This is a genomic window from Rhizobium sp. Leaf453 (assembly GCF_001425605.1).
In the GTDB taxonomy this organism is placed as follows: Bacteria; Pseudomonadota; Alphaproteobacteria; order Rhizobiales; family Rhizobiaceae; genus Pararhizobium.
On the sequence record NZ_LMRG01000031.1, the window covers coordinates 119,597 to 137,502 of the forward strand.

Sequence of the window (17,906 nt, forward strand, 5' to 3'; positions counted from 1 at the left end):
AAATTTGCGTCTGCGGTTGGGTTCGAACAAGCGCGTGAATAACACGAATAACGTGTAACACCGCGCGTTTATTCTAAGCAATATCGCCGTGGGAGCTATTCGGGAGAAAGGTTACTTCCGAGTCAAATTCGATTGAAGCCGGTGTCTATGTGCGCCCCCGGAGTTCGACGGATTGCCGGACCATGTCGGCTTCGTCTCGCCTACCAGATGAATTTCGGCATGATGAAATCGGGCATGGCCGCGTGTTCGACAAACAAGACTCGACGTTCCTCTTCGCTGGCCTTCGCGAGAATGCCTGTGGTCACAAGCGCGGACTTCAGCCCTGCCCCGGCGGCCCCGGCAATATCATGCTCGATGCTGTCACCGATACAGCAGATCCTGTCCGGCGCGATGCCGACCAGGAAATCGAGCGCGGTCACATACATGTCTGCAAAGGGCTTGCCGATCCAGCGTACCGTTCCGCCCAGCTCCGCGTAAAGCTCTGCAATCCGCCCGGCACCAAAAGCGGTTCCGGCCTTCGTCAGCATGATCTTGTCAGGGTTGGTGCAGAGGCACGGAACGCCGCGTTTTGCCGCAGGCGCCAACAGGGCTTCGTAGTGGGACAGCGGATAGACATCCCCTTCACTCGCCGCCAGCAGGATGAAATCTGCGTCATCCCCTCGTTCCGTGCGCACCATATCCAACCCGTCGAGCGGCGACGTGTCATTGTCACGGCTGATCAGCAGGCATTTTCTGGGAGCACCGACATCGGCATTCGTGCTTTCGGCATCGAGTATCCGCCAGGCAACCTCGCCCGACGTTAAAAACCAGTCCCAGCTTTGCGGATCGAATCCGAGGGCCGCGAGACGCCGATCGTTTTCCGCCGACCGCTTGCCGGAATTCGAGAGGATGATGATCGCCTTTCCGGCCGCCTTCAGCCGAGACAGCGTTTCGGCAGCCCCCGGATAGGGACCACGGCCATCCCGCAGGACACCGAACTGGTCAATCAGGAAGGCATCGAAGCGATCGACGAGATCACCCATGCCGGACACGGTCAGCGGAACACTCATAACATACCCGCCGATTTCGCGCCGGAGAGCGCCAGCCGCGCCGTGCCCGCCGCCGCCTCTTCCGAGATCACCGGCAAAAACGGCACCGGCATCGATCGATTGCGGATTGCCGTCCAGGCAGCATTCTTCGCCCCACCGCCGACCGTCCGCACCGATCGCAGCGCCGGACTGCCGAGCGAGACGAGGCGCTGATAGGCAAGCGTCTCGACCCCGGCGATCCCCTCAAAGATCGCCTTCAGGAAATCGGCGTCGTTCTCTGGGCGCGGTGTCATGCGCGGCTTGAGATACGGGTCGTTGATCGGAAACCGTTCGCCATCCTTGAGCAGGGGGTAATAGTCGAGGCCCGTCGGCGTCATCGGATCGATGCCGACAGACATGGCTGCGATGGCTTCATTGTCGAAATGGGCCGAAAGCACGCCACCCCCGGTATTCGACGCTCCACCAGCGAGCCACATGTCGCCGATGCGGTGGCTGTAGAGACCATATTCCGGCGCAAACAGCGGCCGGTCGGACAGCATCTTCACGGTCAGCGTCGTGCCGAGCGCAGAGACCGCATCACCCGGTTGATCCGCGCCGGTCGCCAGGAAGGAGGCACAGCCATCCGTCGTGCCGGTGACGATGACCACGTCGTCGGGCAGGCCGAAGGCATCTGCCGCTTCCGATGAAATTCCGGCAATCGGTGTGCCGGCGGGAAGCACGTCGGGCAACAGATCACGGCGCGCTCCGGTCAGGTCGATCCATTCAGGCCATTGACGCGCCTTCGGATCGTAGCCCGTTTTCAAAGCGTTGTTTTCATCAGAAACGTCGTAAAGCCCGGTGACATGGCCGGCCAGCCAATCAGCCTGATGGATGATGCGAAAGACGCCGGGGATCGACTGGAATGTCAGCACCTTTGCCAGCCCAGAGGTCGCGCCATGGGCAGCGCTTTCCTTCGGCGCATGCGCTGCGATCCGCGCAAGGATGTCGGCATCACCGACCGGGTTGTTGTACATCATCGGAACGGCCAGCGGCTCACCGGCAGCGCTCACCGGCAGCATCGTGCCCGAAGTGCCGTCGATGGCAATTGCCCGGACCCGCCTCCGGTCGATGGCGTCGAGCACCTGCCCCAACGCAACCTGCAACGCTTTCCACCAGGCGATGGGGTCGCGGTGATCGGCGGAAAAGTCCATCATCTTCGCCGCGCCGGATGCAACGATGGTAAACTCGCCATCCATCGCCACGGCTCGGGCGCCCGAAGTGCCGATATCGATACCGATCACCAGAGGTGCGCCGGAAGCGGCGGTCATTGCAGCGCCTTCCCTGCCCGGTTCAGTTCCTGACGGTATTTCTCCGCGTCCCAGCCCAGAAGCTCGGCGTTTTCGGCATCGGTGAGGTAACGCAGGCGCGCATTTCCATCAACACGGCCAAGCACGTCGGAGAGGCAACGGGCCATGGCCAGCGCACCGGCCGTGATCTCGCGCGAGACCAGAACGCCCTTGCCCGGAAACAGCAGCGCGGGCGGCAACGTCAGTCCCTCGGCACGATGCTGCTCCTCGATCGACAGGGCGGTATCGCCGGGATTGGCAACGTATGAACCGCGGCCGAGAAAGATCACATGGTCCGGATAGAGACTGCCGCCGGCGGCAATCCGGCAACTTGCCAGATCGGCCGCCGCATCATGAATGAAGGGATCCTCCGGCAGGGCGAAGCCACTGTTGACCGCCAGCCGTGACAGAGCGGCCAGGTCCGCCTGCGGTGCTGCCCGGCGCGGCAGGGCCAGCCGTTTCGAAATCTCTGCCAGCAATGAATCCGCTTCCGCGACCGTCTCCCCCGCCACGGCCAGACCGTGATTGCCGAGGATGAGAACCCTTGTATCCGATTGAAGCCGGGCAGCGATCGCCTTTGCCAACGGCAGCCCGGGACGGGCATAGGGCACGAAGACATGCGGGATACCGGAGAGCCTCGCGGCAGCGACAGCCTCGCCGTTGACCTGCACCGCCGTCGCAATCGTCTCCACGCAATGGACATGGATGACGATCTTCTGCGGCATCAGCGCATGCACCGTCGTCTCGATGGACGGACGGAGGCCCGACGGATTGCGGTCAGTGATAACAAATTCCTGCGCCTTTTCCGTCGCCGGATCGTCACGTTCCAGAGCATCGAGGAGCGCGTCCAGCGCCACCGGTACCATGACATCGCGCTCACGCGCCTGCATCAGCCAGAGACCGGACGCCTTGATCCAGAGCGTGCCGCCTTCCTTGATCGAGGTATTGCCGCCCGCGGCCTGCACCAGCGCGGGATCGGCACCCACCCGTGCCGACAGATCCAGCAGCGCTTCGAATTCAGAACTTCTCACCATCGTCTCCGATATGTTTTCTCAGGCAGCCTGCGGCTGCCGCAGACACCAGGACGCAAAGGCATCCCGTTCGGCCTGCGTCATGTGCAGGCCATGTTTCGTGCGCCGCTCGAGGATATCCTGCGGCGTCTGTGCCCACTCGGTCTCCATCAGGAACCGCGCCTCTCGTTCCCGCAACAGCTTGCCGAAGGATTGGCCGAGATCATCAAGCGAGGTCGCCGCGCCAATGAGCGCATGGGCGCGCGTTCCGTAAAGGCGGGCATAGTGCTTGGCGAGGTCCACCGGCAGCCAGCGATATTTCTCCCGCAATTCGCCAAGAAACTGGTCGAAATCCGCGTTCGCAATGCCACCACCCGGCAGGATGCCCTTCGACGTCCAGCCCGGCGCCATATCCGGAAAGAACGGCCGGATCTTTTCCAGCGCGTGTTCGGAAAGCTTGCGGAATGTGGTGATCTTGCCGCCGAACACCGACAGCAGCGGCGCCTTGCCGTCGACCGCATCCACCTCGAAGATATAGTCGCGGGTGACCGCCGAGGGGTTTTCGGCATTGTCGTCATGGAGCGGGCGCACGCCGGAGAAACTGTGCACGATATCGTCCGCGGTCAGTTGCTGCTTGAAATACCGGTTCACCGAACGGATCAGGTAATCGATCTCCGTGGCATCGGCTGTCGCCTCTTCTGGACGCCCCTGATAGGGGATGTCGGTGGTGCCGATCAGCGCCAGATCGTTTTCATAGGGATTGATGAAGATCACCCGTTTGTCGGGATTCTGCACCAGATAGGCCTGCCGCCCCTCCCAGAATTTTGGAACGATGATGTGGCTGCCCTTGACGAGGCGAACATTGCGGCGCGAATTCAACCCCGCAACCCGGCCGATCACGTCGTTCACCCAGGGGCCGGCGGTGTTGACGACGCAGCGTGCCTTCAATGAGATTTTGCGGCTCGTGCCCGCCTCGGTCATCTCGACGTCCCAGAGATCGCCGCTGCGCCGAACCGACGTGCAGGCAGTGCGCGTATGCACGGTAGCGCCGCACTGGCTGGCATCGAGCGCGTTGAGCAGAACCAGGCGAGCGTCATCGACCCAGCAATCGGAATATTCGAAGGCCTTGCGGTAATCCGCCTTGATCGGCGCCCCTTCCGGGGCGGTCCTGAGATTGAGCGTTCGCGTGCCCGGCAGTCGCTTGCGGCCACCCAGATGATCGTAGAGGAACAGCCCGAGACGGACGAGCCAGGCGGGCCGGTCGGACGAACTGTGGGGGAGGACGAAGCGCATCGGCCAGATGATGTGCGGCGCGGATTCGAGCAAAACCTCTCGCTCGATCAACGCTTCCCGCACGAGCCGGAATTCGTAATATTCGAGATAGCGCAACCCGCCATGAACCAGCTTGCCGGAGCGCGAACTGGTGCCCTGCGCGAGGTCGTCCTTCTCGCAGAGGACGACGGACATACCGCGTCCTGCCGCGTCACGGGCGATGCCGGCGCCATTGACGCCACCGCCAATGATGAACAGATCGACGACACCAGCCCCGTTGTTCACGACTGCTTCTCCCTGCTTTTCCGCACAGTTCCGTCTCTCCCGGTCACTCGTCAGTCCCCACACTCTCCGTCATCCTCGGCCTTGAGCCGGGGATCCAGCGGCGCTGCGTCTGCGGCGCCAAAGACTCCTCCCACGCGACAGACGTCGCGTGGGAGGATTCCTGTGACAAGCACAGGAATGACGGAGGAAAGGCCAGCGAGCCGTGCAGTCATCGGGACAAACCCTTCTTGCCGCCGTCCTGCAATCCGTAGCTCGCAAACCCTTTCAAGACACCGGCAATCTCCTCTTCCGGGAGCACCACAGGCCCGCCGATCAGCAGGGAGTGGTAATATTGCCTGGCGATCGTCTCAAGCTCGACCGCCGCCCACATCGCCTTGTCGAGGCCCGGGCCGGTCGCGATCATGCCGTGATTGGCCATCAGGCAGGCCGAACGGCCCTCCAGCGCCCGGATGACATTGTCGGACAGTTCCTGCGTGCCGTAGCGGGCGTAATCGCAGACCCGCACGTCGTTGCCACCGAAGGCGGCGATCATGTAGTGGCAGGCGGGAATGGGCTTGCGGGCGATGGCGAGGATGGTGGCGAAGGTGGAATGCGTGTGCACCACCGCGCCGATTTCCGGCCGCGCCTTGAGGATATCGCGATGAAAGAGCCATTCGACCGAAGGTTTCTTCGGCCCTTCCCATTTCGACGCATCCCCCTCGATCGGCATGGAGACGATCATCTCCGGGGTCATTTCGGCATAAGGAATGGCCGACGGCGTGATCAGCATCCGGTCGCCAAACCGGACGCTGATATTGCCGGATGTGCCCTGATTGAGGCCGCTGGCATTCATGGTACGGCACTGATCGATAATGCTCAGGCGCAGGTCAAGTTCGCTCATCAGACCCACCTCAGCACGGATTGACCGGCGGCAGGCCGGCAATGTAGCGGCGCACTTCCTCGGCGGCCATTTCGGCGGCATAGGTGACGGTGCGTACCGAGGCGCCGGCGATATGCGGGGTCAAAGTGACGTTCGGAAGCTGCAGCAATGGCCAGTCGGCCGGCACCGGCTCGATGGCGAATGTTTCCAGCATGGCTGAGGACAGAGGGCCATTCACCAGCGCCTCGTACAACGCGTCATAATCGACCAGCGGACCGCGCGCCGTGTTCACGAAAATCGCGCCCGGTTTCATTTTCGCGAACGATGCGGCGTTCATGATCCCGCGCGTCTCCTCGGTCACGCGTGGATGCAGGGTGACGACATCGGAGCGCGACAACAGGTCATCGAGATCGACATGCTCGACACCGGCATTACGATCATCCGCCGAGAGCTGGACATAGGGATCGTGCACCAGGACCTTTGTCCCGAAGGCCCGCAGCAGCCGCACCACCTTCGTGCCGATATTGCCGTAGCCGACCACACCGACGGTCATCTCCGAGAGTTCGCGGCCGGTCTTGTCGGCCCGGTAAAGTTCACCGCGCCACTCGCCCTTGCGCAGGGATTCATGGCCGGTGCGGATCAGACGGGTTTCGGCGAGAATTGCCCCCAGCGTGAACTCCGCTACGGCACTCGCATTGCGACCAGGTGTATTGACGACGAGAACATCATTTTCGCGCGCCGCCTTCATATCGACATTGACCGGCCCGCCGCGCGATACCGCCACGAATTTCAGGTCCGGCAGGCGCTCGAAAATGCCGCGCGAGAACGGCGCAAGCTGCGTGATCACCAGCTCGGCATCACCAACGAATTCGACGATATCATCGGCCTTGCCCATATATTCCTTGAGGCCGTCCATGCCCTCGACGGCATAGCCGTGCTCCATCGGTTCATCCGGCCAGGGCTGTTCGAGAAGGCGGATGTCATGCCCATCGCCGCAGGCCTCGACGATCTTGTCGCGGAAGACGGTCGGCAGCATGAACCGGTCTCCGATGATGGCGATTTTCTTCATTGCGGTTTTTCCTGTTCAGGGGACTGCCCGGCACCTTGGGAGAGGGAATGCCAGACAGGTCGAAGTGCCAGGCGTGATTGCCTGTAGGTGGGAAAGATGGACTCGAAACGGGCGGTGAGATCGGCGTCGGCGGGCTCGGTTTGCCGCTGGTAGGGCGTCACCCATTCCTGGACGCAATCCGCCATCGAGCCATATATGCCGAGCGAGACAGCGGCAATCATCGCGGCACCGGCAGCGCCCGCCTCCTCCCGCTCGCTGGTCTGGACGGAGCAACCCAAGGCCCCGCCGAGGATCCGGCGCAGGGAGGCGCTGCGCGCCGCGCCACCCGTCAGGCGGATGCGCGAGGGAAGCGGTCCCATCTCGGCGTAACAATCCCGCGCGGCCATGGCCAGACCGTTGAACACGGCGCGAACCATGTCGGCAAAGCCATGCCCGACATCGAGCCCGACGAAGGACGCACGCGCCGTGGCATCGACAAAGGGGCCGCGCTCACCGGCCTCGGAAATATAGGGGTGATAGATCAGCGAGGTTTCCTTCGCCTCGGCCAGCCAGCCCTCGACATGGCCGAGCAGTTCGGATTTGCTTTTCTCGACACCCATGCCTTTCAGCACGCTTGCTGCAAGCGAAAGGACCCAGTCGATGTTCAACGTCGCGGCCATGTTCGATTGCATCTGAGCATAGGCGCCCGGGATCGGCATGCACATCGTGTAGCCCGTCAGATCGCTGTTCAACCGCACGTCATCCGCACCGGTCGCCAGCCGCATGTGCATGCCCGTTGAGCCGATGATGGAGCAGCCCGTATCAATGCCGGGGTCATAGAGGCCGGCGCCAAGAGAGGTGCAGACGACATCGACATAACCCAGCACCACGGGCGTGCCGGGCAGAAGGCCCGTCAATGCGGCAGCGCTATCGCTCAGAGCGTGCCGCGTCACCGCGCCATCGACGATCTCCGGCAGCAGATAGCGTTGCTTGCGCAGGTCGAGAAAGTCGATGACATCGTCGGAGTATTGCCGTGTGCGGAAATTTCCGAAGGTGAAATTCGCCTCGGACGGGTCCGTCGCCCGCTTGCCCGTCAGCTTGAAATAGAGCCAGTCCTTGCAGTGGAATCCGGTGGTGGCGCCGGTGAGCATTTCGGGCGCATTGTCGAGGATCCAGCGCAGTTGCGATCCCATCTGGCAGGCGGCAAGACCAGAACCGGTATGGGAAAAGCGGGCGGCGTCGCCGCTGTCGGCCCGCAGCCGCTCGACGGTATCGCCGGCACGGGCATCGAGCCAGAGCCAGCCCTTGCCGACAGGCTCGCCTTGTCCATCGATCAGCCAGGTGCCGTCGCCTTGCGCCGTCACGGAGATCGCGGCGACCCGGCTTGCCAGGTTTTCGACCTTCCCGGCGAGGTCGGAAAGCGTCTTGGCTGCGTCCCTCCAGGTCCGGTTGAGGTCCTGGACGACGCCCTTGCCGCCCTCGCTCTCATAGCTGTTCGGGATCGCGCAGGCGGCAATCTGGCGGCCGCCGAGATCAAAGGCGACCGACTTGATGACGGAGGTTCCCGCATCGATCCCGATCAGGATATCGCGCATCAGGCAAGCTCCTGCCCGTGGCTGATGGCCTTGCCGCTGTCACCGTCGAAGACATGAAGGCTCGACGGGTCGAGGCGGATGGCAACGTTCTCACCGATCGCCAGATTGGTGCGGTCATGCTCGACCAGCACCATCGTGCCGCCGGCGAAATCGGTCGCAATGTGCGTCTGGTCGCCGAGCCACTGGTTGACCGCGACCCGGGCACCGACACCGCCTTCGCCGCGGCGAACTGCATAGGGCCGAATACCGATCACCACTTTGCTGCGCTTCATCAGTTCGGCCCGCACCGCCTGCGAAAAATCCGAGGCCTTGTAATCCAGCTTCACGCCCTCGTTCAGCCCGAAGGAGACGGTGTCGTCCGCGCCGGAAACACCGGCGGAAAACACGTTCATCGGCGGTTCGCCAACGAAGGTGCCGGTGAAGAGATTGGCCGGCCGTTCCTTGATCATTTGCGGCGTGTCGAACTGCTGCAAAACGCCGCCTTCCATCACGGCGATCCGGTCGGCAAGCGCGTTGGCTTCCGTCTGGTCATGGGTGACGAGGATGGCGGTCAGGCCGCGTTCCTTGATGAAATGCTTGATGCGGCCACGCAGCACGGCACGCAATTGCGGCTCCAGTTGCCCCATCGGCTCATCGAGCAGATGCAGATCGGCATCGCGGATCAGCGCCCGGCCGAGCGAAGCGCGCTGTTGCTGGCCGCCCGAGATCGAACTCGGATAGCGGCCCATGATATCCTCGATCTCCAGCAGTTTGGCGATATCGGACACCTTCTGATCGACGACACTCTGGGAGAGTTTCGAGGCTTTCAGCGCGAAGGCGATGTTTTCGCGCACCGTCAGCGGCGGGTAGAGCGAATAGCCTTCAAAGGCCATGGCGACATTGCGCTTCACCGGCGCGAAGGTCTGCACCTCCCTGCCCTTCAGCGAAATGGTGCCGCGCGAGACAGGTTCGAAGCCTGCGATCATGCGCAGCGTCGAGGTCTTGCCGCAGCCAGAAGATCCCAGAAGCGCGATGATCTCGCCCTTCCTGATATCCATGTTCAGGCTCTTGACGGCATGGACGCCATGGTCGATCGGGCCGTAGAACTTGTCGACGCCCTTGATGAGCAGTGCGGTCTCGCTCATGCCGCTTCTCCATTGTGGGACAGTGATGTGGCGGTCGAGCGGATCAGGGCGCCGCTTGCCTTGTCGAACAGGAAAGCCGCCTTGCCGTTGACGGCGATGTGGGCCGGGCCGGAGGTCGGCCCCGGCGTCCCGGCCGGCCGCGAGACGAGAATTTCACGGTTACGTACGGTCAACACCAACGTCACGGTCTTTTCATTGAGCGGTGTCTCCGCCTCCACCGTCACCGGGATCGCACCGGCCGCGCCAGCCTCGGTGAAGGTGATCGATTCCGGGCGCAGCCCCAGGACGCAGATCTGTCCGACCACGCTTGCCGGCATGCCAGGGAGCGATACCTTCACATTCGACAGTTCGACATAAACCCCATCCGCGCCGCCCCTTGGCGTCACATCCAGCAGGTTGATCGTCGGGTCGCCGAACAGCCGGGCGATCTCGATATCCGCCGGCGTGTTGTAGATATCCGCTGGCGTACCGATCTGACGGATACGCCCCTGCGACATGACGGCGATACGGTCACCCAGCGCCATCGCTTCCTTGTAATCCTGCGTCACATAAACGACGGTCGCACCCTGCGTGGCCAAAAGACGAGGCAATTCGAGACGCATCTCGAACCGCAGCTTGGCATCAACGTTGCGCAATGGGTCGTCCAGAAGCAGCAGCGGCGGCGAGCCGACGAGCGCGCGGGCGAGCGCCGTGCGCTGCTTCTGCCCGTTCGACAGGGCTTTCGGATGATGCGTCAGGACGTGGTCGATTTTCAGGAGTTTCGCCACCTTCTGTACCCCTGCAGCAATCGCATCCTTGGTCGAGCGGGTTGCGGTGAGCGGGCTGGCGATGTTGTCGAAGGCACTCATGTGCGGAAACAGCGCGAAATTCTGGAAGGCCATGCCGATGCCGCGATGTTCGGCATCGATATCGGCGACATCCTCGCCGCCGATCAGGATCTGGCCTTCGTCGGGATCGATCACGCCTGCCACCAGCCGCAACAGGACAGTCTTGCCGGCACCGGAGGGGCCGAAGAGTACCAGGGTTTCGCCATCGGCGACATCGAGTGAGAGGCCGTCGAGAACCGTGTTGGTCTTGTAGCGCTTGGTGATGTTCTTGAGCTGAAGTGTCGTCATGAATTATCCCTTCACCGCGCCGAGCGACAGACCCTCGACGAGATAGCGCTGGGCATAGAGTGCAAGTGCAAGCGTCGGCGCGACAGACAGCACGATGGCCGAGGCGATCTGACCGTACTGGATGCCCGAGGATGTCACGAAGGCAAGCGCCCCCACCGTCACCGGCTGCTTGTCCGCAGAAGCCAGCACCAGCGCGAAGACGAAATTGTTCCAGGCGAAGATGAAGGCGAGCAGGCCGGCGGCAGCGATCCCGGGACCGGCCAGCGGCAGCGCGATCTTGCGGAAGGTCGCAAACCAGGTGTGGCCGGCAATGCGGTAGGCATATTCCACATCGGCCGAGATATCCTCGAAATAGCCGCGCACGATCCAGAGAATGAGCGGCAGGCAGATCAGCTGATAGACCCAGATCAGACCGAAATAGGTGTCCGACAGGCCGAGCCACTGGAAATACTGGGTCAGCGGCAGCAGCACCAGCAGCGGCGGCGCGAAGCGGAAGGACAAAAGCGTGAAGGCAATATCTTCCGATCCCTTGAACTTGTGGCGGGCAAAGGCATAGGCGGCGGGAACGCCGAGCACCAGCGCCAACGCAACTGATGTCACCGACAGGAAGATCGAGTTGCCGAGATTGCGCATGAAGGCGATGTCGAGCGAGCCTGCCGCCGTCGTCAGCTTGCCGGTGATCAGCGCCGCATAGTTCGACAGGGTCGGCGTGAACACAATGGACGGCGGGATCGCCAGGATCGTTTCGTTCGTCTGGAACGACATCAGGAAGATCCAGAAGATCGGAAACATGAAGAAGACAACGACGAGGGTCAGCGCGATCAGGCGCAGCGTGCGTTCGAGCGTGGATGTGTTTTCCATGGTCTTTTCCTCACGCTTCGCCACGGGCGCGTTCGCGCAGCCGCAGCCAGTTCTTGATGAACACGTTCGACAGGAAATATGTGATCGCCCAAAGGATCACCATCAGCGCCGCCGAGCGGCCGACATTGGTCGACTGGAAGAAGTTCAGATAGGCCTCGACCTGGAAGACCGTCAGCGTATTGCCGGGGCCGCCTTGGGTCATCGCATAGATGATGTCGAATTGCTGGATGCTGTCGAGCAGGCGAAACAGCGTCGCCGTCAGGATATACGGCGTCAGCATCGGCAAAGTGATGCGGAAGAACACGAAGGTGCGCGGCACGCCGTCGAGCGCCGCCGCCTCGAACGGCTGCGTCGGCAGGGAGCGCAGGCCAGCCAGCAGCAGGATCATGATGAAGGGCGTATAGACCCAGATATCGACGAGAACGACCGTCAGCAGCGCCGTGCTCGGTGACGACGCCCAACGGAAATCGTGAAGCCCGATCTGGCTCGCAAGATAGCTGAGGATGCCGAAGCTCGGATTGGTCATCAGCTTCCACATCAACGCGGCCAGTGCCGGCGCGATCATCAGTGGCAGCAGAAGCATGATCGAGATGAAATTGTTGACCGTCGAGCGGCGTTGAAGGAGCAGCGCGATCCCAAGACCCAGCAACAGTTCCAGCGTCACGGTCAGGCCGGCATAGAGCAGCGACACTTTCAGCGTGTTCCAGAAGGCCGGGTCGGTGAAGAAGTTGAGGTAGTTCTCACCCCAGTTGAACTGCCGCGCCCATGGCTGGCTGAGGCGATAGCGCTGGAAGGAATAGATCACCGCCGTGATGAAGGGGATGAGAATGCCGATACAGACGAGCAATGCCGGCAGGCTCAACACATAGGGCAACATTTTCCGGCTGATGCGGAAACCGGAGGCCGGCTTGCGGAGGGTTGCTGTGGAAGCCATGTCGAGCTCCGTTCCTTGTCGTTGAAGAAACCACGCGTGGACCAAGCGGTAAAGCTCCATCACTAGCCATCGGCATCTCGGTCTGTCTTGAATTGGCCATGAGCCGATCCGTAAGGTCGCCCGGCGCCGGAGCGCCGGGCATCTGCTTGGGAGGCAGATCAGCCGAGGCCGGCTTCCTTCAGCTGGCGATTGATGCTCTCGGCCAGTTGGTCGAGGCCTTCATCGACAGGCACTTCCTTGGCAACCATCTTCTGCAGCGTCGCGGCCCATTCGGTCGTCACGTCGAAGAACAGCGGCTGCGGGGTGAACTTGATCGAGGCGCCGTCGGCCGAGGCGTTGAACATATCGACGTAGCCCGGATACTTGGTGTTGAGCTTCTCCTGGAAGCTTGCATCCTTCCAGATCGACTGGCGGACCGGATCGACGAAGTCCATCTTGGTTGCGCCGAACAGGGCATGTTCCGGACCGGAAGCCCATTGCAGGAAATACCAGGTGGCGTCCTTGTCCTTGGAGAAATTGGACATGGCGAGCGACCAGATCCAGATGTTCGGCGTCGAGGCCTTGGCGTCCGGATTGGCGGCGAAGGCGGCATAGGACAGCTGTCCGGCCATCTTGTTGTCGCCGCCGTTCATGAAGTAGCCGAGGCAATCCGCGTCGAAGATCATCGCGGATGCACCGGCGCCGAGATCCGTGCCGACCTGGTACCAGGTATAGGTCGACCAATCCTTCGGGCCGCTTTCCTGCACGAGCTTCACGAACTTTTCGTGATAGGCCTTGGAGCCGGCGGTGTTCATGGCAGCAGAAAGCTTGCCATCGCCATCGACGTTCAGGTCCTTTTCATTGAAGTTCGCATAGCCGGACAGGAAGCCCGGATGGATCGTCGCCCAGGACCGAGAACCGCGCAGACCGATGCCGTAGATACCGCCGACATCCTTCTGCAGCTTGGCCGCGACGTCGATCATATCATCCATGTTCTTCGGCACGGAGACCCCTGCCTTGTCGAACATCGCCTTGTTGTAGGTGATGTTGTTCTGTTCGAACGCCCACGGAATGCACCACTGCTTGGCATCATCAGAACCGAGCGCACCGCCGGGCTGGCCATTCCAGGCGCAGGAATTCTTGACGCCCGGCACGAAGTCATCCCAGGCATAGTTCGGGTTGGTCTTTTCCGGATCGTTGATCCATTCCTTAAGGTCGGTGATCCAGCCGGCCGGACCATAGGTCCATGTCATGTAGGCGCCGGTCATGAACGCATCGTATTCGGTCGATCCGGATGACAGGGCGGCCGTCACCTTGTCGAAATAGACATCTTCCGGGAAGACGTCATAGGTGACTTCGATGCCCGTCAGATCCTTGAAGTTCTGCAGGTTGGCGATCATCGCGTCGGCATAGGGGTGCTTGTTGAGCAGCAGCTTCAGCGCCTTGCCGGAATGTTTCTTCCAGTCGAAATCGGCCGCCAGCGCCCGGGTGGACATCATGTTGAGCAGCGTACCGGCGGAACCGGCCGTGATCCCCATGGCGCCCAGGCCCTTCAGCATTCCGCGTCGGTCCACCTGTCCACGCAGGAAAGCACTGATGAGGTCTTTCTCTTTCTCATGCATTGGTCTTCTCCTCCTTCACGGGCAAAACATGCTCGATTGAGCCGTACCGGCTTACCCGACCGGTATGTCCTCCAGATCCCAGCGGACCCGCCTCCTCCTCGAGGCCAGATCCCAGCAGTCATCTCGAAATCAGCGGCGTTGCGTCAGACGGCGTCCTCCATCAGCGACTGCGCCGTCTTCTCGTCGGTGATCAGGCCGCTCAGCAGGCGGCTTTCCAGCACCGCGCGGATGGCCCGCGCCTTAACCTTGCCACCGGCGACCGCGACGATCCTGCGATTGCTCAAATCCTCGCGGCTGAGCGTAAACGTGCGGTTGGACAGCAACGTCTCGATCGGCTGCCCATTGTCGTCGAAGAAATGACCGAGCAGTTCGCCCGCGCCACCGTTGTTCTTGATTTCCTCGAGTTCACTCTTCTCGATCATGCCGGTGGCAATCAGCGATGCTTCGCGCTCGACCGTGCCGATGCCAACCAGCAGCAGGTCGGCACTGGTCGCCAGATCGAAGACCTCGCGGACGCCCCACTGGTTGAAGAGCACGTCGCGATCCTCGATCGTGTTCGCAAAGAACGGCACCGGCATCACATAGGCCTCCGCGCCGGTGCGTTCCGCCAGCCGGTGGATCACGTCATGCGGATTGGCCGAAAACTTGCGGGTCAGGCCGCCGAGCAGCGATACGAAGCGGACATCGTTGTTGGCGGTGCGCGGCAGGTACTCGACGCAGGCCGCCAATGTCCGGCCATGGCCCATGCCGATCAGCATCGAACCGTCCTTTTCGATCTCCCGCTTCAGGAACTGCGCGCCGGAAATGCCGAGCGCCTTCAACGGAAGGTCTTCCGGGTCGAAGTCCGGCACCACCTCGCAATAATCGAGGCCATAACGCGCCGAGAGCTTCTGCTCGAGCTCGACACATTCGGAGACTTCGCCGTCGATATAGACCTTGACCAGACCTTCCTGGTTGGCCCGCTGGATCAGGCGATGGGCCTTGAGGGACGACAGGCCGAGGCGCTTGGCGACGTCGGACTGCGTCAGTCCACCGGCATAGTGCAGCCAGGCAGCACGCGTCGCCATGCTCGTTTCATCGTCCCGCAGGGAGCCGCCATTCGAAGTCATGTTCCGCCCTCGCGATGCTATTTTTATCATCGCATGATATTTTTATCTTTATGAAAGAACTTTCACGCGATGAAATATTTTGTCAAGCAAGGTTCGATGCGGCAGCGCACCAATTCGACTTGCGCTTGCGGCATGGGTCACAATTGTCCCAGCTATATTGTGGTGCTTAAGGGTCTTTCGCGGTGTCGGCTCATATTCGACGGCGCGCCTGCTATCGCCGCGACGACAATCCTGACCTACGGTGCCTGACGCGGCTCTCGCGATGAGCCATACTAAACGTCAGAGCACGAGGAATTACCTTCGGATAGGCGGAAAAATGAGTTTCATTGCGCAAATCGACGACCAAATGGAGCAAATTATCAGGCTAGTGCATGTCGACAGAGCCCAAGGTCTAAAAGCTCTCCAGCGATTGGCCGAACAGGGAGATCGATCAGCAATTGATTTCCTCGGCCGATACTTGTCGGAAGAGGAGGAGACGACGGACCTCGCGTTGCCGTGGCTACGCAAGGCAGACGAATTCGCCAGCCCTGATGCAGCCTGGAACCTTGCGATGATCGCCCGAGGACGGGGATCTGTCGACGAGATGCGGCACTGGATTGACCGTGCTGCAGACCTCGGAGAGGAAGACGCGGCGGCGATACGCGAAAACAACTATGATGTTGATGCATTCCTGGCGAGCCTGTCGGAATAGACGATACTCGATCGCCGTCCCATGGCTGAGCAGGAACGCCGAGTTGTTACGCCTCCGTCTTCTTCATCAGCCCCGCCTGCAGGACGACGACGATGAGCAGGAAGACGCCGCGGATGACGGATTGCCAGTAAGCGGAGAGCGAGATCCAGCCGAGGCCGTTTTCGAAATTGAGGATGTTGAAGACCATCGCCAGCAGCAGCGCGCCGGCGAGCGTTGCGCCGACAGAGCCGGAGCCGCCGGTCAGAAGCGTACCGCCGACCACAACGGACGCGATGGCGAACAGTTCCCAGCCCACGCCCTCGGTCGGCTGCCCTGCCCCGAACTGGGAGGCAAGGATAACGCCGGCAAGACCGGCCAGCACGCCTGACAGCGCATAGACGGCAAACAGGGTACGTTCGACCTTCAGGCCCATCAGATTGGCAGTCGCTTCACCATCGCCGATCGCCAGAACGTGGCGTCCGGCCGGGTGGCGTTCCAGGAAAATCCAGCCTAGCACATAGGCGAAACCGGCAATCCAGCCGGGGATCGGGAAGCCGAGGAAATCGTCCTGGCCGATCATGGTGAAGGCCGTGTCATAGGAGACGGAGACAGACTGGTTGTTGGCTAGCAGCAAAGCCGTGCCATAGGCCGCCAGCATCATTGCCAGCGTTGCAATGAACGGCTGGATACGCAGCCGGGTGGTGATGACGCCATTGATCGAGCCCGCCACAAGGCCGGCGAGAACGCCACCGGCCAAGCCTGGAAACCAGCCATAGAGTGACAGATAGGCAGCCACAACACTCGCCATTGCCGCAACGCCGCCGACCGACAGATCGATGCCGCCGGTGATGATCACGAAGGCCATGCCGAGCGCGATCAGCGCGAACATCGAATTGTAGCGCAGGAAGCTGAGAATGTTGAATGGCGAGATGAAATTGTCGTAGCGCAGCGCGCCGAACAGGATGAGACCGGCGAGCGCCAAAAGCACGCCGAGGCGGGCAAGATCGCCGGAGGATTTGGCAACGAATGGCCGGGAAAGGGTTTTCAGCATGGAGGTCATGTCCGTTACGCCTTGTCGGCGCGTTGCTGGATGAAGACGGCGACGATGATCAGTCCCGCCTTGACGATAAGGGCCGCCGCATCCGGCACGCCATTGGCAAGCAGCGTGTAGCGCACAAGCTGAATGACGAAGGCGCCGAGTACGGTGCCGAGGATATTGGCGCGGCCACCGGTCAGCAGCGAACCGCCGACGGCAACCGCCGCGATGGCGTCCAGTTCCATGCCGAGACCAACGAGGTTGGCGTCACTCGCCGAATTGCGCGCGACAACGATCAGGCCGGCGAGCCCCGCCAGAGCGCCGCTGATGACATAAACGAAGGTCTTCACCCGTCGCACCGGAATACCGGTCAACCGCGCCGCCTTCTCGTTGCCGCCGACGGCGATGATCTGCCGGCCGATGACGGTGTAGCGGATCAGGCAATGGGCGAGAATCGCGACGATGATCATGACGACGACCTGTGCCGGAATGCCGGCGATGCGGCCCATGGCGATGAACTGGAAGTCCGGGTTCTTGAAGACCTGCAGGTTACCGTTGGTCGCGACCTGAGCGAGGCCACGCCCGGCGATGAACAGAACCAGCGTCGCGACGATCGGCTGGATCGAGAACCGCGTCACCAGAAAGCCGTTGAACCAGCCGAAGGCCATGACGAGCAGGATCGGCAGGATGAAAGACAGGATGATGAGAATGCCCATGTTCTCGATGGGCAGAAGTTGCCCCATGAAGATCATCGGCGCCGCCGCACCGGCGATCGCCATCAGTGAACCGACGGAGAGATCGATGCCGCCGGTGGCGATCACCAGCGTCATGCCGACGGCCACGATGACGATGGTCGCGACCTGGGTCAGGTTGACGTTCAGCGTCTGCCAGGACACGAAATTCGGCGTGACGATCAGATTGAAGATCAGAAGCGCGATGAAAGCCGCGAATGTGCCGTAGCGGCTGAGAAGCTTCGCGGCATTCACCCGGCTGGATCGCACCGCGGGAGGAGATGATGTTTCGATCGTCGTCAT

16 protein-coding genes are annotated in these 17,906 nt (G+C 61.7%); 1 reads left to right on the forward strand and 15 read right to left on the reverse strand.

The window, feature by feature from the left end:
- Positions 1-200 precede the first annotated feature (200 nt).
- From ASG68_RS29625 to ASG68_RS29685, 13 genes are all read right to left on the reverse strand, one after another.
- Positions 201-1,049: a TIGR01459 family HAD-type hydrolase gene (locus tag ASG68_RS29625; protein WP_062584765.1), complete on the reverse strand. Its 849-nt coding sequence runs from the start codon at positions 1,047-1,049 to the stop codon at positions 201-203.
- Positions 1,046-2,335 carry an FGGY-family carbohydrate kinase gene (locus ASG68_RS29630; RefSeq protein WP_062584766.1) on the reverse strand — a complete coding sequence of 430 codons (1,290 nt, stop codon included), beginning with the start codon at positions 2,333-2,335 and terminating at the stop codon, positions 1,046-1,048. Before ASG68_RS29630 ends, ASG68_RS29625 begins: the two co-directional genes overlap by 4 nt.
- Positions 2,332-3,387, reverse strand: a complete 1,056-nt coding sequence (locus tag ASG68_RS29635; RefSeq protein ID WP_062610334.1) for a class II aldolase/adducin family protein — start codon at positions 3,385-3,387, stop codon at positions 2,332-2,334. Before ASG68_RS29635 ends, ASG68_RS29630 begins: the two co-directional genes overlap by 4 nt.
- 18 nt (positions 3,388-3,405) lie before the next feature.
- Positions 3,406-4,920: a glycerol-3-phosphate dehydrogenase gene (locus ASG68_RS29640; RefSeq protein ID WP_062584768.1), complete on the reverse strand. Its 1,515-nt coding sequence runs from the start codon at positions 4,918-4,920 to the stop codon at positions 3,406-3,408.
- Between the two features lie 208 nt (positions 4,921-5,128).
- Complete coding sequence (locus ASG68_RS29645) at positions 5,129-5,800, reverse strand: class II aldolase/adducin family protein (protein ID WP_062584769.1); 672 nt, start codon at positions 5,798-5,800, stop codon at positions 5,129-5,131.
- Between the two features lie 10 nt (positions 5,801-5,810).
- On the reverse strand, positions 5,811-6,848 hold the full coding sequence (locus ASG68_RS29650) for a 2-hydroxyacid dehydrogenase (RefSeq protein WP_062584770.1): 1,038 nt from the start codon (positions 6,846-6,848) through the stop codon (positions 5,811-5,813).
- Complete coding sequence (locus ASG68_RS29655; protein ID WP_062584771.1) at positions 6,845-8,422, reverse strand: FGGY-family carbohydrate kinase; 1,578 nt, start codon at positions 8,420-8,422, stop codon at positions 6,845-6,847. Before ASG68_RS29655 ends, ASG68_RS29650 begins: the two co-directional genes overlap by 4 nt.
- The gene (locus ASG68_RS29660) at positions 8,422-9,546 is read right to left on the reverse strand and encodes an ABC transporter ATP-binding protein (protein WP_062584772.1); all 1,125 of its coding nucleotides are present in this window, start codon (positions 9,544-9,546) and stop codon (positions 8,422-8,424) included. The genes ASG68_RS29655 and ASG68_RS29660 overlap by 1 nt, the downstream gene beginning before the upstream one ends.
- The gene (locus tag ASG68_RS29665; RefSeq protein ID WP_062584774.1) at positions 9,543-10,661 is read right to left on the reverse strand and encodes an ABC transporter ATP-binding protein; all 1,119 of its coding nucleotides are present in this window, start codon (positions 10,659-10,661) and stop codon (positions 9,543-9,545) included. Before ASG68_RS29665 ends, ASG68_RS29660 begins: the two co-directional genes overlap by 4 nt.
- Before the next feature lie 3 nt (positions 10,662-10,664).
- The gene (locus ASG68_RS29670) at positions 10,665-11,522 is read right to left on the reverse strand and encodes a carbohydrate ABC transporter permease (protein WP_062584775.1); all 858 of its coding nucleotides are present in this window, start codon (positions 11,520-11,522) and stop codon (positions 10,665-10,667) included.
- Between the two features lie 10 nt (positions 11,523-11,532).
- Complete coding sequence (locus ASG68_RS29675) at positions 11,533-12,456, reverse strand: carbohydrate ABC transporter permease (protein ID WP_062584776.1); 924 nt, start codon at positions 12,454-12,456, stop codon at positions 11,533-11,535.
- A 158-nt stretch (positions 12,457-12,614) separates the two neighbouring features.
- Positions 12,615-14,057, reverse strand: coding sequence for an extracellular solute-binding protein (locus tag ASG68_RS29680; protein ID WP_062584777.1), 1,443 nt, complete (start codon positions 14,055-14,057; stop codon positions 12,615-12,617).
- 143 nt (positions 14,058-14,200) lie between these two features.
- A complete protein-coding gene (locus ASG68_RS29685) occupies positions 14,201-15,166 on the reverse strand; it encodes a sugar-binding transcriptional regulator (protein ID WP_062584778.1) in 966 nt (321 codons plus the stop codon).
- Between the two features lie 316 nt (positions 15,167-15,482).
- On the opposite strand from ASG68_RS29685, the gene ASG68_RS29690 reads away from it, so the two are divergent.
- A complete protein-coding gene (locus ASG68_RS29690) occupies positions 15,483-15,857 on the forward strand; it encodes a sel1 repeat family protein (protein WP_062584779.1) in 375 nt (124 codons plus the stop codon).
- Positions 15,858-15,903: 46 nt separating this feature from the next.
- Here the strand turns inward: ASG68_RS29690 and ASG68_RS29695 are convergent, their stop codons facing one another.
- Positions 15,904-16,896, reverse strand: a complete 993-nt coding sequence (locus ASG68_RS29695; RefSeq protein ID WP_062610336.1) for an ABC transporter permease — start codon at positions 16,894-16,896, stop codon at positions 15,904-15,906.
- A gap of 5 nt (positions 16,897-16,901) precedes the next feature.
- Positions 16,902-17,906 carry an ABC transporter permease gene (locus ASG68_RS29700; protein WP_062584781.1) on the reverse strand — a complete coding sequence of 335 codons (1,005 nt, stop codon included), beginning with the start codon at positions 17,904-17,906 and terminating at the stop codon, positions 16,902-16,904.